Origin of the sequence: Bartonella bilalgolemi, assembly GCF_023500045.1 — a bacterium.
In the GTDB taxonomy this organism is placed as follows: Bacteria; Pseudomonadota; Alphaproteobacteria; order Rhizobiales; family Rhizobiaceae; genus Bartonella; species Bartonella bilalgolemii.
Genome location: NZ_JAMCOF010000008.1, coordinates 52,408 through 75,178 on the forward strand (window position 1 = coordinate 52,408; position 22,771 = coordinate 75,178).

The following is a 22,771-nucleotide window of genomic DNA, read 5'->3' on the forward strand; positions in this document are numbered from 1 at the left end:
AAACTTCATGATTTTATGGCATAAACAACCGTTGCATTCACAGGACGGGTTTCTGTCTCACCTGTCGAAGAAAGACTGACCTTATGCGTATGTTCACCAGCAGAATCTGTCGCACTTCTTCTGTAGGTAGTCCTATAAGCTGGATTTCTTGCACCAACATTAGGCCCTCCTTCCATAATGGAATAATAATCAAAGCCATGTTTATGTCCGCCTGATTTTTCAATAGTGCAAGTGTGGGTATGCGATTTGATGCTATCTTTCTGCATTTCAGCAAATGTTCTTTTGTTATCTAAGCCACGACCATCATCAAAGCCACGCAAAAACATTCCTCTAAAATCTGGAACTTTAAAGGTTTCGTCACCGTCTTTCCCCCATTGATTTCCTATCGCTTTGAATAAGTCTGGATAATCTTTACGCTTATAAACAGCACCATTACAGAGAAGCCAACCACTTGGGAGGTCTTGCATAGCAAATGTCGCAATAAAACCAGCAGGAAAGCTTTTTACCTGGGGAGGTGTTTTGGGTGTAGGATTGATTAAATACCAGCCATCAAGATCTTTTTTTGAAGAATCCTCACTATAAACGATTTCATAAATACCGCCCGCTTGTAATTCACCCCCTTCTAAGGAAACAACACCAGCATCCGTTGCTTTATAAACAGGCTTTTCTCCTATGTTATTAACCGTGAGTGTTGTCGGACCAATATTGCTATCACAAGCCTTAAAACGCAGAATAAGATCATTTTTATACGTCGTTATTGGAGAAACGGTCGTCAGCATAATGGATGTTGTCTTTTCCTGATCATTCACATTAAAAACCGAATAAAGAGAACCCCCATTATCTGCAAGATATTCCCGCACACGTTGCATCATCGCTCGTGCACTGTCGTTAACAGAACTTGGTGGCTGACCTTCTGCCCAATTAATCAGATCATCTGAGTGTGCATTGGCATCAGCTGTAAGCGACCAATCATAAATATCAGACATAAGATGCCGTTCCTCTCTTTAATAATTCTTCTCGTAAGCGTTTGTCTCTTTGCTGGCCAGAGAAAGCAGCAGGCTGCCGCCTTGAGGGATCAATTAACGGCGTTAAATCTATAGGAGGACGGCTGCCAAACTGTGCCCCTCCTGTCATGCTTGGGTGCTGCTGTGCGTGCTGCTCTTCCTTATTGTATAGCTCTGCACTCTGTTTCATTAAGTCAGCGAGTTTCATTAAACCGTTTTTAAAAGAAGGTGTGTTCTTCATCAGGGATTGATCACCCTCAATCGCTTTTTGAAACCTCTCAATTCCTTGTGAAGCTCTTTCTTGTTGTGAGTGTGTCATCATATTTGGACCAGCACCCGTTTTGTTATAAAGCTGATAAACATGATTCATAAAATCACTTGCCGTGTTTTTCATCTGTCCACCATTCAATGTTACCGCCTGCTGGCCTAAGAGCTGACTTGCGGGAAGCATGGGATTTTTGATCAACCTGGCGGCCCCTGCTGGACCTTGTTGATGGGCTAAATAAAGCTCTGCCTCGGAAGGAACTCTCCCCAAAGCCGTTTGCAAATAACGCGTATTATCCTTCGTCAATCGCGCCATAGCATCCGTTGCTTCAAAGGGATCAAACTTATTCTTTAAGCGATACTGCTCGGCTGTTGAATCTAAAAATTGATACAATCCTCCTGCACTACTGTTCTTATTTTGTGCAGTGGGGTTACCGTTACTTTCTATCATGGCTACCCGCTGAAGAAAGCTTTCCGGTAAACCATACTTCTGCGCTGCCTGAGAAATGGCATGCTTAACATGAGGAGGAATCATTCATTTGCAATCCTTCTAACAGCAGTACCATTCAAAAGAAGACCAATAAGACTGACAAATTTTGCATAATCTTCCTTCCTTATTAAGCGTTTCTTTTCTGCTTCATGAAACTTCTTAAGAAGTGTAACCGCTTTCTGCCTTGATAATCCAATATTTCCCTTCTCACGCGCTGTTATAAGAGCTGCAATATCTCTCTCTGTATCTTTGTGGATCCTTCGCGTTATGCTTGCCCATGGGCCTGTTAAAAGCTTCATTACTGCCTTCAATGGATTGAGATTCTCTGTATTCTTAGCGCCTTGTTCTACTCTTTCTCCTACTTCTCCTATATGTTTTGGCAGTTGTGCAAAAAGCTTTGATCTCTCCATCTCTGGTCTCAACATTTTCATCAATTGATCTGCTTTATTCTCACCATAAATATGCTGTAGTTTTTCTTGACCGTTTTGCGTACCAAACAAACTCAGTAAACTATTCTCTGGATTATTGGCATTTTTTGATGCGGTCTCTATCTGTTCGCGAACACCTTTTTTAAAGGCATCTTGTTCCAATGCACCCATGCCTGCAAGCTGACTTTTAATCGTATCCAAATCAATATTCTTCTTGAGCGCTTCTTTCCCTTGACTTAAAGCATCACTGACTTTGTGATTATCATAATAAATTTTCCTTGCTTGAGCATACTCTGGAGATGCGCTATCTAAAATGCTAAGAAGACGTTGCTTAATCTTTATCAAATCTCGAGCATATCCATTTTCCCCTTTGAGCTGAGCAGAGTTAATCTTATCATCCAGTGCTTCTTTTGCCTTGATTAAAAGTTGCATATCCGACTGTTGGTGTCCATTTCTTGCGAGAACCTTTGAATCCAAATCATTAAGCACTCTTACCAGTGCTTTTTCGGAGGCGTCTTGAAATGCAGGAGTTTTTTGCAAAATCCGTAATTCCTCTTGAGCAGTCTTAGCAATTGGCATTGCCTTTGCCTTCTCATACAGTGGATCAGCCTTTGCCTTCGCTCGGTTAATAATCTCCTGTTGTAAATCATTTGTATTGACTTTTGGACCAAGCACCCTTGTTATTCCGTCGTCAATCCGTCGATAAGTTTCATTTTGCCTGGCTCCTAAACGGTTTCTTACAATGGAATAGGCATCATGATCTTTTTGGGCAGCCTCAAAAGCCCGTGCAGCAAGACCATCATGAAGATCAATGATCATTGAGTCAGGACCACGCCGTTTTAATGTCTGTTCAAGGGTACCCATAACATCGTCCCCTAAAGAATGACTTACTTCCTTTAGTGCTTTAGGGCTTATTCCATGGGGCATGGGCTTTGTCACCCCAACCACCTCACCTAAACTACGGAGTGCAGCAGAAGGCATTTCTTTAACAGAAGGAGGTATAGCTTTTGAGATTCCACCAATGGCAAAAGGCGCCGCTGCTCCTAGCACTCCTCCAACAGCTGTTGTGCCTAAAGTATTCCAAAAACCTTCACCTTCACCACTGCCCGATATTGCACCATAGATGGCTCCCTTTTTTGCTGCACGTCCCCACCTAAATTTTGCAGCCTCTTTGCGTGCTGCTGCTTTCCTTGCGGCAAGAGCTGCTGCTTTTGCGGCTGCTTGTCCTGCACCTTCCGCCAAGGCCGATTGAGCAGCTCTTTCTCCTGCTGCAAGAGCGCTGCTTGTTATTTTTGCTCCTTGATTCCCCACTGCTCTTTCTGCTGCATGCTTTGCAACTCGTTTTGCCCCATCTAATAAAGCTTTACCAGTGAGTTGTCCTTCCGGAGCTGCTATACGTCTTGCAAGCTTTGCGGCTGCTTGTCCTGTCTTTGCAGCTGCTTGTCCTGTCCCATTTAACAAAGCTTTACCAGTGAGTTGTCCTGCCTTTGCAGCTGATACAGCTCTCCAAAGAGCAGGGATAGAACGAACAGCTGCACTTGCTCCTGCCGGTATGCGCGCAATAAGTCCTGGACCGAACATGGACGCTACAGCACCCGCTACATTCCCTGCAAAATAAAAATAAGGATGATCTCTATTGGCTGCTTTTTGATAGTCACGCCATCTCTTCGCCACTTCATCATATTTTTTGGCTGCTTCCTTATCACCCGCCCAATATTTTACAGGACCTGCTGCTAACGCTCCTGCTACTTCATCATCATAACCAACAGTTGCTCCATGAACCGCTCCCCACCCAAAAGCACCTGCAACAGTCGGCTTTAACACATCTTTTCCTGTTGCCTCTTTATTCTCTGGAATAGAACCATTAAGCCTTTCTTTATTCTTCGAAAAAAGCTCTTGAAGTTGTTCGGGGGTATAGTCACTGATATGCCCAATGACTTTTGTATTTTTACGATGAATAAGAGGGGGGAGCTCAGCCATTGATTTGTTTCTCCTTAATGTGGCCATCACTATCAACAAACATCGTCCCTTCCGGTAATGCTTCGAAATATTTGTTGAATTGATTATCGGATTCTTCACTCTTCTCATCATTTTGCTGATCAGGCGTGATCCCATAGGCTTCTTGAACAAGTTCAACTGTTAATGCTTCTTGACCAAAAAGAAGCATCTTCGTTGCTCTATTCGCTTTACTGTAAGTATCAATAATTGTTTGAAGAGATTTTTTCATTTGCTCTGCTGTAAGATTCGTACCCAATGCTGCAATCGAATTCTGCAGTGCTTCAAATTCAACATTTGATAAGTTTCCAAAGCCCGATGCTCCATTCGGAGCCAAAGCTTTCATTTTTTGCAATGTATCAATGGCAATGTTACTTTTCAGAGTCTTCAATATAGCCGCAAAATCAGCTCCCTCCGACCCTGGCATCATTGAGAGAAGATGACCAATCGTCCCAACGGTCCTTGGATTTTCATCAAGGATCTTCATTAAATCTTTTGATGTGTTAACAAGCCGTTCTCCACGGGCGATCCCCTCGGCATAGCGTAATAATGCTTCGTTCTTTTCTTTGATTAATGTACGTTCTGCAGCACTTCCTGTAATGGGTATGGCGCGTAAACCACTCTGTGTACTTTTATCCTTCACAAGCGTGTAACCAGCTTCAGCAGCAGATTTAGAACCCTGCATCCCCTGTACCGGAATAATTTTTCCCGAGCTTGAAACCTGGAAAGGTACATCTTCTGGAAGTCCATACTCTACCTTTTCTTCTGCTGTAAGCGTTCTATATCCTCCCTCAGGACTTGAAACAGGAATGATTTTCCCCGAGCTTGAAACCTGGAAAGGCACATTCTCCGGAAGTCCATACTCTGCCTTTTCTTCTGCTGTAAGCGTTCTATACCCTTCCTCAGAATTCAAGGTATTTTCAATCATTTTCTGCGCAAAATCAGGATATTGCAAAAAGGCTTTGGCATCTTCCTCGCTATATCCCTTTGAGCGTAAAAATTCTAAAGTTTGCTGACGTTGTGCGCGTTCATGATTTCCCTGTCGCAAAGCAATCCCTGCATTAGAAAAACTTTCTTCTGGTGTTTGTCCTTGTGAAAGACCAGAGAAAAAATCCATTAAATGCTCTGAAAACTCCGATTTCTTAAAGCGATCCCAAAAGTTACTCCCCTTTTCACCTTCATCCTTTGCTGTCCGGCCATTAAAAACATTCTTGTCTTGTAAGGCTCGTTCCTCTGTCAAAGTACGAGAAAATTCTTCATTATTGAGTGGAGTGTCCTTATTCTGTAAGTCTTCTTGTGTAGGCTTTTTGTTGATCTCAGAAATATAATCCATCACATTTTTATATTGTGCGTGTTCTTCGTTCTCATCCGCTTTATCAATACTCGAAACAAATGCAGGTTGAGGACTTAATGAGATGCCCTGTTTCGGAAAATTCTGTCTCTCGTCTTCTAGGAGCTTATAATTCGAATAATCAGGAAGGGGAGGTGTTTGCTGCTTTAAATCATCCGTTGACATAATCAATGCTGTTGGATTTTTTGTGTTCGATTCCCCGAATACCGTATTAACACCTCGGATCAATGCACTAAGATCGGCTTTTTGCGAATGATCAGATTTTTCAGAATCTGTGATAACCGCAGACGATGAATCTGGAAGCGTAGACTTTTTGAGAAAATACCCTGGCAATTGAGGAATAACCTCATACATCAAAGGACGCAAAATTTTTGGATCCCAAAATTTTGAGAAAGAAAAAGATTCTTTTTTTTGCTCCATCACAAAACCCTTTCCATGCTAAAGCCAAGCTTGTTATAGTCAACATGCAAAAAGCCTGTAGCAGTGTTCAAAAAAACGGCCTCAGGATTTGTTTGGAGAACCTCTTGCGCGATGACACCACGATAGCGCTCGGGATAACCCTTGTAGTTATAATCATAGAGCTTATGGCCATTTTTCTGTCCCACTACGATAATGTTTTCTTTTGCCCGCACATCACTCAGCCCAGCCCACCCTCCAAGAATACTTCCAGCATTTCCAAGAATTTTCCAAGGATTTGGTTTTTGCTGTGTAAGCGATGTTTGTGTTCCATAGCCTCCAGCAGCAGCGCCTCCAGCTGAAAGCAACTTACTTAAATGATCCCAATCAAGATTATTCTGTTGTTCCCATTTTTGTCGTTCTGCATCTAATTTTTGTTGATTATTGGCATCAATCAAATTTCCTCCCGTCAAAGCATTCATATTGGACTGACCTTTTCCTTGAAAAAAGTTATTCGCCCCAGCCAACTGATTTTGGTTCGCTTGATCGATTAAACCATTGGCATTCATCATATGACTGACATCTTGGTTATATTGCTGCGATAACGCTTGGGTTGCCATGCCCCCTAATTCGTTCGCAAGAACCCCTGTATGGGCACCCGAACCATAACGACCAGCACCCGCCAAGGAACTGTTAATGGAATTTGTCGCTTTGTTTAACGCGTTTTGAAGCGCATCATTAAAGTAAGGGTTATTCCCTATTTGTTGGCCAGAAGCCATCTCACTTAAGTTTTTACTGGTTGAATTTTGTCCCGTCGCCAATCCATTCAAATAACTATTCTCATAGTTTTGAGCAGTATTGTTAAGCCCATTGATCGCATTCTTTGTTTGATCACTGAGACCTGCAACACGCTCACCATCATAAACAGCCTTTCCACTGCCTTTATTATAGAAATTCATGGCATCCTGAGCGGCTTGCTCAAAAATCCCTTGTGCCCATTGAGGGGGGGCACTTGTTTGTGTCGTTGTCTGAGTAGGCTTGGTACTTTTCCCCATGTTAAAGCTGCTTTCTATATTCTAAAAGATTAACGACGTAGCCATGCGATTGAAGAGATTTTTTCCATCCACGCCGGCCTATGATAAGAAGCTCTTTCGCTCCCTTTTCCTTATAATAAGCTTCAATCTGAGGAATAACCTGGCTTAAGTGTTTTCCACCTTTTCCGCTCAGCGTGACAATAACGGCCCGCAGGGTTCCTGTGATGAGTTTCTGTAATTCTGTTGTGACATGAGCCATAAAATTTTCATGCGCATCAACGATAATCCAAAGAACTTTATCGCCATTCAAAATATCATTTAAAATAGTCTCTGGAGCGTAATCCTCAGCAAACTTCTTGTTAAAGCTAGCAATGGATTTTAAGACAGGATCCAAATAGGGGGACATCTGGTCCGCACTCCATTTTTCCGTATTATAAATCTTAAAGTTCATCTTATGCCTGCGGGTTTAAGCGTCACATCAAAACCCGTCATATGAGTCCATTGGGTCCCTTCTGGGATTCTAAGACGCAAAGCGTGATAACGAGCCCGAGACCGAAGAGTGTACATTCCATTATTATAGGCCGCATAGCGTTCTTTAGCCCAGTTTAATTTATTTCTCTTATCAATGATAAATGCAGAGCCAACACTTAAACGACCTTTTATTGTGTCCGCTTGAACAAAGGCTTCCGTCATTAAATTGATCTGTCTTCCTGTGTCTCCTACCGTTTGTGAAGCAATCACTGCTTCCATCGGGGCTCCCGCAAAAAGCCCAAATCTATTGTCTTCAGTAAAAGCTCCCAACACCGGTGCGCCATTTTGCCACATCTTACTATCAAGGGAAGCGGGTAAATCTATAAGGCGCTCTGAGACTTCGTCTAAACCTTCTAATGTATACCCCGCTGCAAAGAGAGGAAATAAAAGAAGATCCTGCCCCTTAATGACACTCCAGATTTGGAGCAGCCAGTCATAAACATAGATACTGCTTCCTGTAATATCATCATGAAGAGAGAAATAAACCCGTGAATAGATAGGATCAATACACGCTTTCATCTCATCAAGAGCAAAATTACTGTAGAGCGTAAAAACGGTTTTATCCACTTTACCAAAACCAATAGGAACCATTTCTCCTGTACTGTTGATCTGGTAAAAACCATCATCAGAAATAAAAAAAGTATTGTTGCCACGGCTTGCAATAGCCGTACTGCTTTTCGCACCCATTTTATCTTTTATCTTGGCAAAGCTGAAGATAATTTTAGAGCCGGGAACAAATGTTGCATGATAGATAGCCGAGCGCATAAAAATAAGCGGATTGGTCGCTTCCGTTGAGCCTTGAACATATTCCCCATCGGGAAAATCTTGATAGTCGCAATTCTTTTCACCAACAGTCCACCATTCAGCATCATTCAATCCAGACCACTGAACACGGTTGGGCTTATCGGTCAGCTTCATCAAGCAAACAAAATCGCCCCATACACGGACAAGACCCGCGCGTGGGGGATTGCCGCCTAAATCATCAAACTTTTCATCCATTTTCAGCGCAAGCTTTTGAGGAACATCGTTGCTATTAACAGCAATGATATGCTCTCCAAAAGAAGCAAAAGACCATGGCGCGTTTTCATTCGCATGATATGCAGTCCCCGGCTTGCTGATATCTTTCCAGCCACGCGTACTATTGTTATATTCATACAGCTTTGTGGGTGAACCTATGATAATCCGCACACCATTTAAGGACCGTAGAGCATAAACACCCAAGATAACATCAGGAAAAGGATCCGATGCTGGTGCAACCATTGGAAAGGGAATATAAGACTGAGGAGCAGGCAAAACATTCACGATCTCATTCGAATAGCCACTATTAATAAAGGCAATGTCTGGCCGAAATTCAGCAATAGGGATAAAAGTCATTAAAAATCTGTATGTTGAATCTGAAATAAGTTTTTACGTCGTGAAGTCTCGATGGTCAGGGCTTCTAATTGTTCCTGAAACATCGCAAAAGCCGCTGCAGCCATTTGTGGTTCTTTGAGTATATTCGTATAGAGTTCATACTTTGCACGCGTTTTGATAAGCTCATACGCTTCCAAAAACCAGATTGAATCCTCTTGCATAGTCTCAATCTCTTTTATTCTCATAGGACTAAGAATAAGCCGTATGGAATAAGAAGCATCCGGGATTGGAGACAAGACAAGCTTTTGTTCAAAATAGGCATAACGTGTCGGGATCCCACGATCCCATTCACTCTCAGAGCTTTCAAGAATGATCGGGTCTGTCCGCAAAAGCTTGAACTTATGGGAAGGCTTATCATAGAGATAAACAGCAACAATCTGAACAGCCTCTGCAATAAAGGGATTGACCTCCCTTCCATAACGATTTTTGCCCCTTAGAGTCGTAAAAACAATTTCACGGCTTTCATTAAAATAAAACGGTAAGCGTTCACAAAACCGAAGTGCTGAAAAGATCGCCTTCTGTACTTGATCTATATATTCATCGGTTTGATCATCTATTTCATCTTGAATGTCCTTTAACATCTGAATGAAATTTTTATTACGCGGAACAAAGGCACCTTTCTCTTCAATCGGACCACTTGTCTGTATCGTTATTGCCATCATCAATGCTTTCAAAAATCTCGGGGGACGGAAGGAACAAACGCCCCCCTTTTTTTAACGATTAGTGTAAAACTCAACAATGATTTCAGCCTCCCCTTGGGTGCTTTTCTTGTCTCGTGTAACGTAAATCGTGTTCTCAAATTCTAACGGAACGTTTCGCACAGTGAGAGGCAAATCAAGCTCTTCAACTCCAGAGGTCGCCAGTGTTGCTGTGCCATAATCACTGTTATTTGGTTGTTTTCCAAACTGTGCCGTTGCACCATTAAAATCGGTCAGCGTATAAACACTGATGCTCTTAATGAAAGCATCTCGAGGCAAAATACCAACTTTCGTTGTAAGTCCACGATCCGTATGTTGAATCCGAGTCCGAAAAAAACTAACTTGTTGTGTATGGATATTCCGACCTTGTAAAGCGATCGGCATTCCATCATCCGTTGTCTCACCAACATCAAAAGATGACCGTGCGAGGGAGTGTTTCTTTTCCATAATTTAATCCTCTTTATGGGCTCAATATTTTTATATTTCTTCAGAAAAAGACGGGAGAACTATCGTCCCAAAATCTTGACCTCCTTGCTCAGAATGAGGCAAAGTGTAACGTGACTTTTTCATCCCAATAATGGTTTTGGCAGCAACGCCAAATTCACGTTCATAGTCAAATAATTTCTCTACAAGATGATAACGCGTTTTACCCTTACTATGACCATAAGCCATAATCACACTTTGTGCCCCGAGCAAAACAGCGCGACGAACAGAAAGAACAGGCTCTTGCGTTTTTGAATGAACACCATGAGGAACATGTTCAGACTCCCGTAAAATGACACCGTTATACATGCCCAGTGAGCCATCAAAAATGGGGTTTTTAGTGCGGCTTCCATTGTAAACCGCTTTGGTAATGTCAAGCCACTGGCCAGCATCTGTATTCGTGCGCAATTGAGTCACCTGTTTTGGGTGAAGATACACCACATAGACACTTTCTCCATTGACACGCACCGGTCTAATTTTAGGATTAGCCAGTTTCGCACGTTCCACAGCATCATCGATAAGAGATAATGTAAACTCATCGTCTTTTGTGAGTTCTTCATCAGCCTTTTTCTTCCCTGGACGAATAACGCGCAATTTACTTGGCTCCAATGGTGCATTAAAACCATAATGCACTGGTTCTATCGTCGTTGTGCGACCTTCAAACTTCATCCACGGAGCTGTATATCCAGCAGCCTGGATAAAGAACATCATACTCAGTCGATCAGCATACCAATCAACAAGTCCAGTCTTTGCTTCTGCACGCAAATTAAACGGAACACGTTGTTGATCAATTGTTCCTTCATATTTAACACGTGCAGCATGAGAAAGCTCATTGAGCCGCACTGTTTCATTCATAAATTGAAGCGCCTCTTCATTTCCTTCCAGCGTTTGCCCTTCGGTAACACCAGCTCCCATAAGCTGAACACGCAGTCCACTCGTGACTGAATCACCCGCTGTTTTATTCAAGCCTTCCAAAACTTGGATGACATTATTTTTATCTTTTCCCATAAGAGGAGCTATTGGTGTTGCTTTTGAGCTTTCTGCGTTAAGCAGCTTAGCCCAAATCTGAACAGCTAAGGGACTGTTAATGTTTACGTTTGTTGTTGCCATTTCAAAAAATGCCTTTCTTGGTTTTTAAATGAGCCTTGCGGCATAACCAAGCAACCACTTGGTTATCTCTTCTGCACCACTGCGCATCTCTTCACATCCTGTCCATGATGTGTTCAAATTTTTCTTGATTCTTCTCAACCCATGCAGCTAACTCAGCTTCCGACATGGAAGAGAGTGTTCTTATATCAACACCGCCTAAGGGAACCTGCCCACCACGTGCCGCTAAGGTCCGTGCTGCTGTGTTACGCTCTTGGAGAGCTTCAACTTCATTCTTGTTCTGGGGGCCACTATAGCCAAAAGCTTTTGCCTTTTGCACAAGCACCTCGATGGGGTTGACGCCTGCTTTTTGGCAATGCTGACAGATTTGACGCAATTCAGCACCAATTTGCTGTTCTCTCAGTGCAGGATCTTTCCATTGCGGATAAAGACCTGTTTGCGCTTTTAATGAATTATCGGCAATCTCATAGAGATAATTCGTGATATTCTCTAAATCTGGATATTTGTCTTGAACCTGGGCCTTGGCTTCTTCAAAATAAGCCCCTAATTGCTGCCTTTCATAGTGCTCTTGATTTATACGCTCCTGCTCCTCTTTCATAAAAGAAAACTCATTGAGCAATTTCTGTTGTTCTTGCACTTTATGGCTAAGCCAGGCGATATGCGCTTTAGGATCATCTTCTAAAGTCGGAACATTTTTATCATACTGTTGAGCAATTTCTTCCTGCATAGCAGCATATTGCTGCGCAATCTCAACAGCAAGCTCACGCGCTTCTTCAGCACTTTGCTCTGCCTTTTGGCGGGCTTGTCTCTCCTGCTCTATCGCTTCATAATCATACGGTTTCTGAGGCTGTTCATCGACCACCTGTTCAGAATTCTCATGCGATTCAATCGTGTCAATCACTTGCTCAGGCTCAACAAGCTCAACAGAATAATCATTGGCTTGTGCATCGTAAATCGCTTGTTCTTCTGGCGTCAATTGTTCTTCCATCTTTTGTTCCTTTAATATATTGTTGCTCTTCTTGTTGCAGCCCGATACTGTTCTGACTGCGCTTGTAATGCTTTACGCTCTAAATCACGCTGTGCTAGCGCATTCTTGGCTCTTTGAAGCTCAAGCTGCATCCGCGCTTGCTCCTGCTTCAAGAAAAGCTCAATATTTTTCTGCTGTAAGGCAGCTTGTTTCTGCTGTGCATCAAGGTGATAGAGAGTGCTTTTTGCCTGTGCTTCCTGCTGTAGAGCAGCAACCTTTGCTTGTTGCTCTGGGCTTAACTGTGGCCCCTGGCTTTGTTGCATCATCTGCTGTTGCTGCTGTTGCTCCTGTGCCTGCTGCGCCTTGGCCGTTAAACTCGCCACAAGCGTAGCGGGTAACGGTGAAAGCTTCAGAAGATCGGGGATCATCTCCGGTGTTAAAAAACCACCAAGCAACGGTAACATCTGAGTAATCGCTGCAAAAGTTTTCTCTTTTTCATTCGGACTGGTCGGAGAGTCATCAACAATAATATCATATTCAAGACTTGTCACAGCTTCACGCGTTAACGGTACATACTGAGCGTTCTCAGGACCAGAAATCCGCACTAAACGACCATCAGAAAGATAATTCTGGATCAAGTAAAGAATAATTTTTCCTTGCCTGCAACGGTAAAGCTTGAGATTATCAAATAAACTGGCAAGCAAATTCAAGGTGGATTGTCGGCGGGTATTTTCCAGGACATTCGCTTGATTGACTTCCCTGGTCCCTATAAACTCAGCAGATAATCCTGTGACATGCGTGATAGCCTCGCGCGATTCATTAAATAACTGGAAAAAACCAGCAGGAAACTGCGCACTGGGCTTCGGCTGTAATTTTCCACTGGTCAAGGCTCCATTTTTCAACCATGTGATCGCATCCGTGCGCGACCAACTGTCCAAAGCCTGACGTTCATCGTCAAAAGCATCGCGTTCAGCCATCAAACCGCCTTTGGATTGGCTGTTGAGGATATACATCACCTGACTAAAATATTTATTGGACCATTTTTGCGGATCTTTCGCAGGACGAACAATCCCGTAAAACTGGTTCTTAAGCTTATCCAATGTGCCTGTAATACATTCCCACCCCAGCTGTCCGTCAGGCGCTAAAGGCCGATCCGGCTTTGCTAAAAGGCGACGGCCAAGAAAAGCGCGCTTAACAATTTTCTTCTGAAAGCGAGCTCCTTGGAGTTCAGGAAGAACAGTCTGAAGTTCTTCAAACTCTTTTTGACTATAATCCCGCATCTGACCCGTTTGGGGATCCGGTGCCTTATAATAAGTCTCATACTCAAACCAACGACATTCAACAAGGGTCACAAACCGCCTGTCTGAAGAGAATGAGCCTCCAGTGTGAGGATCGCCATAGGCATCAAGCGATACAGGGGAATCTTCAGAACCCATGGCTCCCTCTACAGACCAGTCCGCATTCAGATCTTCCAAAGCCATATCAGGAAAAAGATTTTTAGCATCCTCAATGGATTTGCGATCCACATACCACAAGCGCTGCGCATCAACCAAATTGGATCTCACAGCATTCGCATCCCAAACCATTTTTAGCGGATCTAAACGCCTAACTGTGGGCACACCTTCCGGATTTGTTTCATAATCCAAACGTGTATCCGTCCATCCCATGCCACAAATGATCATATCTTGAAAAGCATCGGAATCTGCATATTCAGCTTCCGCTTCATCTCGAAACCATTCCGCTGCTCCCGTTAGCAATTCATTGGGGATTGCAGCACCAACTTGCCGCGGTTGAAACTGTACTTCTCGCTTATTATTCCGCTCCGCTCCAACAATCGCATTCACCAAAGGCGCTATCCGATTAAATGTCATTACAGGACGCCGTTGCGTTCTTAAAACCGCAAGATCTTCCTCTGCCCACTGACGACCATTGTAAAAATCAAAGTCTTCGCGCGCTTGTTCCCGCCATTCATTAACAGGCTTAATATCTTCAGCATACCAAGACTTTAAGCGTCGATAGAGTGCATAGTCGTCAAGATATGCTTTCTTTTTATCGTTCTCTAAAAGGCCATCCATGAGGCTGTTTCTCTTTCTATAGCGTAATAACGATTGTGCTGTGTCTTCATTCGTGGCGCTTCATAGGTGATGCACATCAAGCCAAAAGCATCAGCTCCATGGCTCGACCAATCATGCTCGGCTCCTAAACCAATGCCACGTTTGTCATCCCACTTTTCGTGATACCAACTTAAAGCCTTGCGGCCACCAACCGTTGTCTCTTCATGAAACCAAACAGACGGTAAAAGACGACGCACCGCCTCTATCCGCATCTTAACCGCTCCAGGGCCTTGATTAGGAATAACCTGCGTTTCAAAACCTGCATCATTTAAAGCACTCTCAAAACTCACATTATGTACGCGATCCTTGGTGGCACCATCATGCGGCAAAATCATCAGCGCCTTCTCATAGCCATTCTGACGCAACCATCCGATATGCTCCGATAACGGCTGTCCCTGTGCTTCATAATAATCAAGCACTCTGATCTCTTTACCAACAAACTGTGCTATCCAAATCGCCGTGGCATCTGCCTTCGCTCCCGTCCCACCAATATCCCAAAAGGCACGGAGCTGCATCAGAGGATCACGAGCAACACGCCCGATCCGACCCTCTTGCTCGGCTGCCAACATTTCCTTTTGGAAATAGGCTCCCTGAACCGCTTTTAAATAACCACCTTCCCAAATATGCTTATAACTCTCAGGACGATTCCTAAGATCATCAAGCCGCGCTTCATTCAATATCTGCGGAAACTTCGGATTGTCTGACCAATTGATCTCAACACCCTTAATTGCTTCATTCTCTGAAAAACGAAACCGCCTCTCAACCGGTGCAGTGTCTCTTAAGGGGTTCCATGTCACCCATAACTCTGCACGCCATCCATCGCCCTCTTCACGTAAAGTCGGTATAAGAGTCTGCCACGCTGTCTCTGTAACAGGCTCTGCCTCATCAACCCAACAAAGCAAAATCCGACCCATCGATTTGATACTGGCTATATTCCGGTCTAGTCCTGAAAACTGGAAAGATATTCGTCCATCCTTCGACTTAATCGAGGACTCCCCAACCTGATAATAATCCTTTAAAAAATCATGCGCTTCAACAGCACGCTTAATTTCCTCCAAGGAACTCTCTGCTAGCGAATTCTGAAACTGACGCGCACAAAGGATCGTCCCAGATATCCCTCCCATACCAAATTGATAACCTTTCAAAGCGGCCATCAAAGCAAAGGATCTTGTCTTCCCTGATCCCCGTCCTCCCCATGCCGCACGCACCGCTGCTCTTCCTGAAAAAATCGGTATGAGCTTGGGGACAATCTTAATCTGTCTTATGGTCATCAACCAAAGGCGCTATTTCCACGCGCCCTATCATTTTAATCGCTCCACCGTCCTCTCCGGTAACCTGTAACGGTAAAACCTTACCAAGCAACGCTAAATAAGCCGCTGGGCAGCTGACAGCTTGCTTTTCTAAATAAGAGACCAATCCATCATTTCCTATTTTATTGCCCGCATTCTCAGCAGCCTTAATCACAGCTTCTTTCAAAAGACGCGTTATTTTATTCGGAACACCTTTAACACGACCACTCCCTGCCTTCGGAGGAATACGCTTCTTAAGTGGCGCTTGAGGAGGCTGAGTGGTATTTTCTGATGTCATTAAATACACCCTCTAGATAACAAAAAACCCCGCATTTGCAGGGCATACAGAATAAATACAACATAATTTTAGAGACAAGTCGACTAAGTACAGCAGCGTCATTAAATATGATTTCCTATACAATGTCAACAAAAAAATCTAAATATTGTGCTTTTTTATTTCCATCACCTAAATCTAGTCGTTTTACTAACAAATGAGACGTCATTGTATCATCTGAACGAATCTATTACACAACTGATCATTAATAAAAAGGGGGGAGAACATGGAACCAGTATCAATATATTTTGGCGCAATAGCAGAAATAATTAATATACTATCTGAGCCAGGTCCTAAATTCCTTCGATTTTTTACAGCAATATCAATTCTTTTAAATTGTTTGATAATATTCTCTAGATATGAGTGCTTTATGAGCCCTGGCAAAACAGAAGATGTCATGCCTACCATAATAGTTATAGCGATAATATCTACAGGGTTTCTTCTCTTTAGCTTTCCAAACGAAGGGATAGCCGTACTTATCTGTACGCTTCCCATCCTCTTCTTTCGGTTTCTCTGGCATATAGGATGCGAAGACCTCACTTTCCTCATAATAGGACTCGCTATCCTTCATTTTTTTGAATTCTCAACAAACACTTTATTAATAGTAATAATCCTATATGTTTATCTATGGAAGCTTATAATATCAAAAGAATATGAAAAGCTACATTATAGCCATAATAACCTAGTTAATTCCTATAATTTAGTGATAAAAGAGCGTGATGACGCTATTAGAGAACGAAATGTAGCGATTGAAGAACGGGACGAATTAGAAGCTAAGCAAAGGAAATTCAGTCATTTAAACAGCGTTTATGAATAATTAAGGGGTCAAAATGATGAAATCATTATCCATAACACGCATCATAACATTTATAGCTTTCTTTTCTATATCAGCGCTACCTGCATCAGCGTCATTTGGATTTATAGACAAATTGACGCGTATGTTTACAAGTGTAGATACTATAGAGAAGTATAATCGACTTTACAATAAATACGTAAGTGAAACATATATTGGCTCTATGCATTCTGAAAAGATACGCAAAGCAGAAAAACTTTCACTCAGCCAGGGCACAGAATATGCATTTTTTGAACAGGAAGATATATTGTATCGTCACATATCAGTTCTTGGTTGTGCATCCTTTATGAGTTTATTGCGGGGTGATTATAATAAGGTGATGTCGCAAATGGATCTACCCAATGTAATAAAGCGTTTACGCGATGAATATGATTGGAGTGAAAGCGATTTTATGTGGGCATACGACATGGTCAATGATAACAAAGATCCAATGATTTATTATGCAAAAAAACTTAGTATGACTATAGATAAGCATTACGATTTCAGAAAAGAACAAGTAGATAACATAGTATCTCAAATGAAAAAAAATGATCATAAAAAGTTAAAGGGACACGGTGAATATTGCAGAAACTTACAAACGATATTCAATATAATGAAACCGTAATAGAGATTGTCATTTAACGATCAAAATGTTTCTGAAGCGCATTAAGAATAATCCGCATCTTGTATTTTTTAAACGAAATATAGTGTTTAAAAATAAAAACATGAATTTATTGTTTTTAATTAGATGTAAGCTGTTTATTGACAATCGTGATTGTTCATGCCACATATCATGATGTGATTAAGACATTTAAAAGTAAAGCATTGGCTGAATTATTTGAAACGGGACAGTCATCTAAAATTGATAAAAGACTTTCAAAACGGATTATTGTCCGTCTTGACCGTTTAGATGTTGCTGAAAAGCCAGAAGATATGAATCTACCAGGATTTAATTTTCATGCTTTAATTGGATTTCATCCTACCCGTTACACTATCCATGTTAATGGACCATGGTGTATTACATTTGAATTTAAGGCATATAATGCTTATCGTGTTGATCTTGAACAATATCATTGAGGACAAAATTATGAATGATTTTCCAGCAAAACGCCATAAAAATCGCTGCCCCTCTCATCCAGGTGATCTATTAGCAGAAATTATTCCAAAAACTGGCAAAACAAAATTGGAAATTGCACAAATGCTTGGTATATCGCGTCAGCATCTTTATGATATTTTAAAGGCGAAAAAATCTGTCTCACCTTCTGTTTCAGCGCGTCTAGGAAAAATGTTTGGTGACGGAGCTGCTGTTTGGTTACGTATGCAAGCAGCTTATGATGCTTGGCACGCTGAACGTGAAACAGATGTCAGTGAGATTCCAACATTCTGTAGCATTTAAAAATAATCGTAAGTGTGTTCATTAAATTTAAATTGTTTTTTACAAAAAAAATATTTCTGAAGCGCATTCAGAGCAATCCGTAATAAACTTGCACGGCTTGATCTTCTATAAGATATCTGATCTGAAAACTGGACCCTACATATAATTGGTTAACTAAAGATCGTCACGACCTTCGCCAATACCTCATTCATAATAGCTGTTGGCAAACTTTCTACTTTACGTCCATTGCGCACCACCAAATCGAGAACACGAGGCTGATCGCAACGAATGACACCCCTAGTTCTTGTACCCGTAAGCGGCACTGCAAATCCAATACGGCGAACAAAATTTCCACCGCTTGTGATCGGCAAAATAACTGGTAAACCTGTTACTTGATTAAAATCATCAGGAGAAACAATGACGACAGGACGATACCCACGCTGTTCTCGCCCTTGGATTGGTTCCAAATCTACCATATAGATGTCACCACGCCTCATATAAGCTCGCCCCCTACAGCAGAGGCATCAACCCACTCACGTTCTTCAGGCGATTGCGGTTGCGAATAATCAGAGGCAGCTAATAACTCAGCCATCGTGTATCGTGGCTGAGCTGGTGATCCCACGACAAGACGACCATTATCAATAGCCAAACCAACTTCGGTATTTTCAGTCAAGTGAAGAACATCAAGCAATGCAGGGGGAATAGAGAGCATCACCGATCCTCCAACTTTCCGTAATTTTGTTGTGTACATAAAACGTCCTCTCTAATATTATATAAAAATATAACATTCTAAAGCCTACTATTCAATAATCTTTTTATGCTTTTGTGTAAAATGTCTATGAAGCGCATTCAGAATAATCCGCAATGAATTCACAAGATATAGTAGCATTTGATCTTCTACAACTAGATACTGTAGCGCTGCATAAAGATTATGTTGTCGATAGAAGCCTTGTGTTTCTCTTATGACCTCTTGTACATTTGAAAATTGCTCTGTGGCCAACTGAACCCATTGATCTCTTGCTTTGTCATCAGAAGAGGAAGGCATTTCATCATAAACAGCACCAGGCAATCCTTTTGCACACCAATAGTCATTTTTGATTTGTAGGTACTTTTGTGCAGCGTCATATTGCTCTTGAGTAAGCTCACCCTTCAAACAAAGCCGCCCTATGTAAGTACTTGAAAGTGGATTCTTTGCTTCTTGTTTTGTCAAACCAAAATGCTTAGCCCGCATTTCAATCGCTAATTGATCAGCAGCAACAAATGGCTTTTTAGCCCGAGAAATACGTCCATTAGGTTCTCGGAGCTTTCCCAATATTTTTGGTCTTCCTCTTTGTCTCATGATCAACCTGTTGATTAAAATGGCATATCATCATTGAAAGAAGTCTTTGGCATTTCTGAAGGCTTTTGAAAGCTCTGTTCCCATGGCTTTGCTTGCTCTTGTATGGATTCTTCATGATCATCCTCTTTAATACTCTCAAGCAACTTTAACTCACCTCTGTATTGAGGCAGAACAATTTCTGTTGTGGAATGATCTTGTCCATTTTTATCTTGCCATTTGCATGTCTGTAATTTTCCTTCTATGTAAACTTTTGAACCTTTTTTGAGATACTGAAGAGCAATTTTTGCTAAATGTGGATTAAAAATCACCACAGAATGCCATTCAGTTTTTTCTATTTTTTGATGGGTCTTTTTATCTGTATAGCTCTGAGAAGTTGCCAACCGAAAATTGACTATTTCTGCTCCAGAATTCATTGTTTTGCTTTCGGGATTAGCACCAAGGCGTCCGATTAACGTCACTTTATTGAGCATGTTTTTCCTGACCTTAAACTTGTATTTTATAGACATAAGATCTTAACATGATTTGCTTATTTTTTCAATTATTTCAATGATATATTATTATAATTTAACATATTAAATTATGTTTTACATGACTAATTAATAAATAATCGATTGACATAAATGCATGGTGTATCGTATCAAGTAACAAAGGGGTAATATATGGCAATCGTTAGTTTTAAGCATAAAGGGTTGAAGTTATTCTTCGAAAGAGGAATTGTTAAAGGAATACAACCTGCACACGCGAAAAAATTAGCAAATATTTTGGTAATTTTAGATACAATATCCGCACCCGAACAAGTAACGATTAAGTCGTATCGTTTACATGAACTTACTGGCGTTTTAAAAGGTTATTGGTCTATGCGTGTAAATGCAAATTGGCGTGTTACTTTTCGTTTTATTGGAACAGATGTTGAACTTGTTGATTACCAAGATTATCATTAATGTTTGAGGTGTTATCATGATGTACAATCCCCCACACCCTGGTGGTATTTTGAAAGAAGAATTGCTTGATGAATTAGGGTTAACAGTAACAGAGGCTGCAAATCATCTCAATGTTGCACGTTTAACTCTATCACGTGTTTTAAATTGTCGTGCAGCAATCAGTATTAACCTTGCTTTACGATTAGAAAAGGCTGGTTTAAACGATGCCGAATTTTGGCTTAAATTACAACAAAAGCATGATCTCTGGCAAGCACGGCAGAACAATCCACTCCCTAATATTTTATCCTTAGAACAAACAGGACATCCTTAGAATTTCTAATTCTAAAATAAATTAATAATTCTTTGAACAGCGTTAGCTATAGCGCCTGTTTCTTTAGTAGCATTACAAATTTTCAGAAAAATTTCTTTCCAGTTTTTGCCGAAACGCTTAACTTGGTTTATCACAACCTTCTGCAAAATAGGTTCAACGGACCTCAACAATTCATCACTTGCTCTGTCTAGCTCAGAAAACTTGCTACAGAGAATTTTAGGATCATCACAATCAGAGGCTTCATTACGAACCACAAATAAATTATCCACTTCAGTTGCTTCAATCAAATAAGGAGAATGAGTAGAATAAATAACACTATTATTTTCAAGAAAGGATAATTTCTGTAAAGATTGTAATATTTTCTCTTGTGGATGAATATGGAGATTGCTTGCTGGTTCATCCAATAAGAAAGTAATTCCGTTTTTACTCCTATTGGTACGAATATCTGTGAGCACTTTAAAACAAAAAAACCAACGACATCCTTTGCTCCTTTCATGTAAAGAAAAGGTACGGTCTTTCGCTTTGACCTTTAAACAAAAGTCTACAAAAAATGGATGAGATCCTGTCGCTTTTTCTATGCTAAATCTATCAAATACAGTTTTTCCTCCTGTGATATCTTCCCAGTCTTTTGTAATAACAGTGTTAAGGTAATCATTGATAGAAGAAAGACGTTGATCGATTGCATCTTTATCACTACAATCAACAATATCACGCTGAAAATTAATATCTGATTTTTGTTCTTTTTTAGCCTGTTTTTTACAACTGCCTAGCAATAAATCATTAAAAATATCATGCCATAAAAGATTCTTTTTATCGTTTAGTAAACTATCTTCTTTCAATTCTTCATTGAAACCTTGATCTGCATTTTTTAAAAATCGAATTTTATCAGGAACATCAAACATAAAATCATCATAATAGACGATTTCAGGAATATGATCTTTTAGATAATTCAAAAGAGCCGTTGCTATTTCATCTCCATAATTTTTACCGTTGATCTTAATATATTTTTTTTTGCAGATACTATGAGTAAATGAATATACAAAGGATAAATGGAGTGTCTCGCTGTTTTCAGAGAAATCATCTTTGATTTTTTTTAGTGTTTTAATCTTAGCCAATTTTTCAATCTCTATTTCTTCCAATAAAATTGTGGCAGATAAAACAATATCTTCATCAAAAAAAGCTGTTTTAGGACGTATAGAAGCAAAATCCTCATCTGTTAATTGCTTCCCTAAACAGAGTTGTGAAAAGAGATGAATCCCTTGCAAAGTTGTTGTTTTCCCTGATTCATTATTCCCCACCAAAATAAAAGGAAAACATATATTTCCCTCTGAAAAGTCTATTGTTACAGGACTTCCTATCCCTTTAAAATTTTCTAATTCAAATGAAGTAAATATCATCAATCCCCCAGCAGCTCATCACGGCTTATTCATATACTCAACAGCCTCTTAACACTGTCCGATTTCTTTTGAAATGCTTTTCTTTTTTTAGATTTCTTAAATTCTTGATGAAGAGCTTTCTCTATCTCCTGATCCATTTTTTTCAACATGGGTTCATCGTCTTGATCGTCCATCACCATCTTTACAGAATGTTTTTTGATGTTTTTGTTCACCTCCTCTATGAGAGGCTCGATATTCAGAATATTCCGTGGCACATTGCCCCCATAGATCCAGGCCTTTACCTGCGCTTTGGTACTGAAATCCGCATTTTCTGGTATGGTGTAATACTGCCCACCATCAAACTTTTCACACTCTCTCGTGCCATCTTCATATTCGTAAAGATTGTAAAAATATTCTGCCGCTCCATCCCCCCACGGCACATGACCAATTGCCGTTGCTACAAACTTCTTTTGCATCGGCTGTTGACGGTTTGTTAAGAACAACTGTTTTAAATTTAAAATCTGCATCTTTTTTCCTATTTTTGCGTCATGCTCTGTTTGATTCAAATTTGACCACACAGCGCTTTTTATGTTGCCAATGTGGAATTCATCAAAAAACTATCAAATCTCTTTCTACGGTACGTTTCTGTCGATCTAAACACATATACAATCACAAAACGATCACCACTTTTCACTATTTT

General features: G+C 40.9%; 26 protein-coding genes. 6 read left to right on the forward strand and 20 right to left on the reverse strand.

Features of this window, described 5'->3' with window-relative positions; genetic code table 11:
• Nucleotides 1-5: 5 nt before the first annotated feature.
• The 14 genes from bgtC to M4Z11_RS05370 all read right to left on the reverse strand — a co-directional run bounded on the left by bgtC (nt 6) and on the right by M4Z11_RS05370 (nt 15,862).
• Entirely contained in the window at nt 6-986 is a 981-nt protein-coding gene (gene bgtC / locus M4Z11_RS05305; RefSeq protein ID WP_249677270.1) for a gene transfer agent tail collar protein BgtC, read from the reverse strand.
• A complete protein-coding gene (locus tag M4Z11_RS05310; protein WP_283772518.1) occupies nt 979-1,803 on the reverse strand; it encodes a transglycosylase SLT domain-containing protein in 825 nt (274 codons plus the stop codon). The genes bgtC and M4Z11_RS05310 overlap by 8 nt, the downstream gene beginning before the upstream one ends.
• Complete coding sequence (locus M4Z11_RS05315) at nt 1,800-4,166, reverse strand: hypothetical protein (protein WP_249677272.1); 2,367 nt, start codon at nt 4,164-4,166, stop codon at nt 1,800-1,802. The genes M4Z11_RS05310 and M4Z11_RS05315 overlap by 4 nt, the downstream gene beginning before the upstream one ends.
• Nucleotides 4,159-5,952, reverse strand: coding sequence for a hypothetical protein (locus M4Z11_RS05320; RefSeq protein ID WP_249677274.1), 1,794 nt, complete (start codon nt 5,950-5,952; stop codon nt 4,159-4,161). Before M4Z11_RS05320 ends, M4Z11_RS05315 begins: the two co-directional genes overlap by 8 nt.
• Complete coding sequence (gene bgtD / locus M4Z11_RS05325; RefSeq protein WP_249677275.1) at nt 5,952-6,983, reverse strand: BaGTA-type gene transfer agent maturation protease BgtD; 1,032 nt, start codon at nt 6,981-6,983, stop codon at nt 5,952-5,954. Before bgtD ends, M4Z11_RS05320 begins: the two co-directional genes overlap by 1 nt.
• Nucleotide 6,984: 1 nt before the next feature.
• Nucleotides 6,985-7,368, reverse strand: a complete 384-nt coding sequence (locus M4Z11_RS05330) for a hypothetical protein (RefSeq protein ID WP_249677276.1) — start codon at nt 7,366-7,368, stop codon at nt 6,985-6,987.
• Between the two features lie 41 nt (nt 7,369-7,409).
• Nucleotides 7,410-8,867, reverse strand: coding sequence for a gene transfer agent protein BgtE (gene bgtE, locus M4Z11_RS05335; protein ID WP_249677278.1), 1,458 nt, complete (start codon nt 8,865-8,867; stop codon nt 7,410-7,412).
• Nucleotides 8,867-9,565 (reverse strand): phage adaptor protein, encoded by a 699-nt coding sequence (locus tag M4Z11_RS05340; protein WP_249677280.1) that lies wholly within the window; start codon nt 9,563-9,565, stop codon nt 8,867-8,869. Before M4Z11_RS05340 ends, bgtE begins: the two co-directional genes overlap by 1 nt.
• Before the next feature lie 54 nt (nt 9,566-9,619).
• Nucleotides 9,620-10,051, reverse strand: coding sequence for a hypothetical protein (locus M4Z11_RS05345; protein ID WP_249677281.1), 432 nt, complete (start codon nt 10,049-10,051; stop codon nt 9,620-9,622).
• 30 nt (nt 10,052-10,081) lie between these two features.
• A complete protein-coding gene (gene bgtG, locus M4Z11_RS05350; RefSeq protein WP_249677283.1) occupies nt 10,082-11,197 on the reverse strand; it encodes a BaGTA-type gene transfer agent major capsid protein in 1,116 nt (371 codons plus the stop codon).
• 91 nt (nt 11,198-11,288) lie between these two features.
• Entirely contained in the window at nt 11,289-12,182 is an 894-nt protein-coding gene (locus tag M4Z11_RS05355) for a hypothetical protein (protein WP_249677286.1), read from the reverse strand.
• Nucleotides 12,183-12,193: 11 nt separating this feature from the next.
• Entirely contained in the window at nt 12,194-14,236 is a 2,043-nt protein-coding gene (gene bgtI, locus M4Z11_RS05360; protein WP_249677288.1) for a BaGTA-type gene transfer agent portal protein BgtI, read from the reverse strand.
• Nucleotides 14,221-15,546, reverse strand: a complete 1,326-nt coding sequence (locus M4Z11_RS05365; protein WP_249677290.1) for a PBSX family phage terminase large subunit — start codon at nt 15,544-15,546, stop codon at nt 14,221-14,223. Before M4Z11_RS05365 ends, bgtI begins: the two co-directional genes overlap by 16 nt.
• Nucleotides 15,527-15,862, reverse strand: a complete 336-nt coding sequence (locus M4Z11_RS05370; RefSeq protein WP_249677292.1) for a hypothetical protein — start codon at nt 15,860-15,862, stop codon at nt 15,527-15,529. The genes M4Z11_RS05365 and M4Z11_RS05370 overlap by 20 nt, the downstream gene beginning before the upstream one ends.
• A 262-nt stretch (nt 15,863-16,124) precedes the next feature.
• Between M4Z11_RS05370 and M4Z11_RS05375 the strand changes: the two genes are divergently transcribed.
• The 4 genes from M4Z11_RS05375 (at nt 16,125) to M4Z11_RS05390 (ending at nt 18,126) form a co-directional block, all read left to right on the forward strand.
• A complete protein-coding gene (locus tag M4Z11_RS05375; protein WP_249677294.1) occupies nt 16,125-16,715 on the forward strand; it encodes a hypothetical protein in 591 nt (196 codons plus the stop codon).
• A gap of 13 nt (nt 16,716-16,728) precedes the next feature.
• Nucleotides 16,729-17,355, forward strand: coding sequence for a hypothetical protein (locus M4Z11_RS05380; RefSeq protein WP_249677296.1), 627 nt, complete (start codon nt 16,729-16,731; stop codon nt 17,353-17,355).
• Between the two features lie 173 nt (nt 17,356-17,528).
• Complete coding sequence (locus tag M4Z11_RS05385; RefSeq protein WP_249677318.1) at nt 17,529-17,807, forward strand: type II toxin-antitoxin system RelE/ParE family toxin; 279 nt, start codon at nt 17,529-17,531, stop codon at nt 17,805-17,807.
• A 10-nt stretch (nt 17,808-17,817) separates the two neighbouring features.
• Nucleotides 17,818-18,126, forward strand: a complete 309-nt coding sequence (locus tag M4Z11_RS05390; protein ID WP_249677298.1) for a HigA family addiction module antitoxin — start codon at nt 17,818-17,820, stop codon at nt 18,124-18,126.
• A gap of 149 nt (nt 18,127-18,275) precedes the next feature.
• Here the strand turns inward: M4Z11_RS05390 and M4Z11_RS05395 are convergent, their stop codons facing one another.
• The 4 genes from M4Z11_RS05395 to ssb are packed head-to-tail and all read right to left on the reverse strand — an operon-like array spanning nt 18,276 to nt 19,914.
• Entirely contained in the window at nt 18,276-18,602 is a 327-nt protein-coding gene (locus tag M4Z11_RS05395; RefSeq protein WP_249677300.1) for a type II toxin-antitoxin system PemK/MazF family toxin, read from the reverse strand.
• The gene (locus tag M4Z11_RS05400) at nt 18,599-18,856 is read right to left on the reverse strand and encodes an AbrB/MazE/SpoVT family DNA-binding domain-containing protein (protein WP_249677303.1); all 258 of its coding nucleotides are present in this window, start codon (nt 18,854-18,856) and stop codon (nt 18,599-18,601) included. The genes M4Z11_RS05395 and M4Z11_RS05400 overlap by 4 nt, the downstream gene beginning before the upstream one ends.
• 48 nt (nt 18,857-18,904) lie before the next feature.
• A complete protein-coding gene (locus M4Z11_RS05405) occupies nt 18,905-19,444 on the reverse strand; it encodes a hypothetical protein (RefSeq protein WP_249677304.1) in 540 nt (179 codons plus the stop codon).
• A gap of 14 nt (nt 19,445-19,458) precedes the next feature.
• A complete protein-coding gene (gene ssb / locus M4Z11_RS05410; protein ID WP_249677306.1) occupies nt 19,459-19,914 on the reverse strand; it encodes a single-stranded DNA-binding protein in 456 nt (151 codons plus the stop codon).
• 189 nt (nt 19,915-20,103) lie between these two features.
• Between ssb and M4Z11_RS05415 the strand changes: the two genes are divergently transcribed.
• Together M4Z11_RS05415 and M4Z11_RS05420 are read left to right on the forward strand one after the other, a co-directional pair.
• Entirely contained in the window at nt 20,104-20,385 is a 282-nt protein-coding gene (locus tag M4Z11_RS05415; RefSeq protein ID WP_249677308.1) for a type II toxin-antitoxin system RelE/ParE family toxin, read from the forward strand.
• 16 nt (nt 20,386-20,401) lie between these two features.
• Entirely contained in the window at nt 20,402-20,695 is a 294-nt protein-coding gene (locus tag M4Z11_RS05420) for a HigA family addiction module antitoxin (protein ID WP_249677310.1), read from the forward strand.
• Nucleotides 20,696-20,706: 11 nt separating this feature from the next.
• Here M4Z11_RS05420 and M4Z11_RS05425 read toward each other — a convergent pair whose 3' ends face one another.
• Nucleotides 20,707-22,092, reverse strand: a complete 1,386-nt coding sequence (locus M4Z11_RS05425; RefSeq protein WP_249677312.1) for an AAA family ATPase — start codon at nt 22,090-22,092, stop codon at nt 20,707-20,709.
• A 29-nt stretch (nt 22,093-22,121) separates the two neighbouring features.
• Entirely contained in the window at nt 22,122-22,598 is a 477-nt protein-coding gene (locus M4Z11_RS05430) for a hypothetical protein (protein WP_249677314.1), read from the reverse strand.
• Between the last annotated feature and the right edge of the window lie 173 nt (nt 22,599-22,771).

Bases quoted from the DNA above. Each gene is read 5' to 3' on its own strand.
- bgtC (WP_249677270.1), bottom strand. From the start codon at position 986: ATGTCTGATATTTATGATTGGTCGCTTACAGCTGATGCCAATGCACAC.
- M4Z11_RS05310 (WP_283772518.1), bottom strand. From the start codon at position 1,803: ATGATTCCTCCTCATGTTAAGCATGCCATTTCTCAGGCAGCGCAGAAG.
- M4Z11_RS05315 (WP_249677272.1), bottom strand. From the start codon at position 4,166: ATGGCTGAGCTCCCCCCTCTTATTCATCGTAAAAATACAAAAGTCATT.
- M4Z11_RS05320 (WP_249677274.1), bottom strand. From the start codon at position 5,952: ATGGAGCAAAAAAAAGAATCTTTTTCTTTCTCAAAATTTTGGGATCCA.
- bgtD (WP_249677275.1), bottom strand. From the start codon at position 6,983: ATGGGGAAAAGTACCAAGCCTACTCAGACAACGACACAAACAAGTGCC.
- M4Z11_RS05330 (WP_249677276.1), bottom strand. From the start codon at position 7,368: ATGTCCCCCTATTTGGATCCTGTCTTAAAATCCATTGCTAGCTTTAAC.
- bgtE (WP_249677278.1), bottom strand. From the start codon at position 8,867: ATGACTTTTATCCCTATTGCTGAATTTCGGCCAGACATTGCCTTTATT.
- M4Z11_RS05340 (WP_249677280.1), bottom strand. From the start codon at position 9,565: ATGGCAATAACGATACAGACAAGTGGTCCGATTGAAGAGAAAGGTGCC.
- M4Z11_RS05345 (WP_249677281.1), bottom strand. From the start codon at position 10,051: ATGGAAAAGAAACACTCCCTCGCACGGTCATCTTTTGATGTTGGTGAG.
- bgtG (WP_249677283.1), bottom strand. From the start codon at position 11,197: ATGGCAACAACAAACGTAAACATTAACAGTCCCTTAGCTGTTCAGATT.
- M4Z11_RS05355 (WP_249677286.1), bottom strand. From the start codon at position 12,182: ATGGAAGAACAATTGACGCCAGAAGAACAAGCGATTTACGATGCACAA.
- bgtI (WP_249677288.1), bottom strand. From the start codon at position 14,236: ATGGATGGCCTTTTAGAGAACGATAAAAAGAAAGCATATCTTGACGAC.
- M4Z11_RS05365 (WP_249677290.1), bottom strand. From the start codon at position 15,546: ATGACCATAAGACAGATTAAGATTGTCCCCAAGCTCATACCGATTTTT.
- M4Z11_RS05370 (WP_249677292.1), bottom strand. From the start codon at position 15,862: ATGACATCAGAAAATACCACTCAGCCTCCTCAAGCGCCACTTAAGAAG.
- M4Z11_RS05375 (WP_249677294.1), top strand. From the start codon at position 16,125: ATGGAACCAGTATCAATATATTTTGGCGCAATAGCAGAAATAATTAAT.
- M4Z11_RS05380 (WP_249677296.1), top strand. From the start codon at position 16,729: ATGATGAAATCATTATCCATAACACGCATCATAACATTTATAGCTTTC.
- M4Z11_RS05390 (WP_249677298.1), top strand. From the start codon at position 17,818: ATGAATGATTTTCCAGCAAAACGCCATAAAAATCGCTGCCCCTCTCAT.
- M4Z11_RS05395 (WP_249677300.1), bottom strand. From the start codon at position 18,602: ATGAGGCGTGGTGACATCTATATGGTAGATTTGGAACCAATCCAAGGG.
- M4Z11_RS05400 (WP_249677303.1), bottom strand. From the start codon at position 18,856: ATGTACACAACAAAATTACGGAAAGTTGGAGGATCGGTGATGCTCTCT.
- M4Z11_RS05405 (WP_249677304.1), bottom strand. From the start codon at position 19,444: ATGAGACAAAGAGGAAGACCAAAAATATTGGGAAAGCTCCGAGAACCT.
- ssb (WP_249677306.1), bottom strand. From the start codon at position 19,914: ATGCTCAATAAAGTGACGTTAATCGGACGCCTTGGTGCTAATCCCGAA.
- M4Z11_RS05415 (WP_249677308.1), top strand. From the start codon at position 20,104: ATGGCAATCGTTAGTTTTAAGCATAAAGGGTTGAAGTTATTCTTCGAA.
- M4Z11_RS05420 (WP_249677310.1), top strand. From the start codon at position 20,402: ATGATGTACAATCCCCCACACCCTGGTGGTATTTTGAAAGAAGAATTG.
- M4Z11_RS05425 (WP_249677312.1), bottom strand. From the start codon at position 22,092: ATGATATTTACTTCATTTGAATTAGAAAATTTTAAAGGGATAGGAAGT.
- M4Z11_RS05430 (WP_249677314.1), bottom strand. From the start codon at position 22,598: ATGCAGATTTTAAATTTAAAACAGTTGTTCTTAACAAACCGTCAACAG.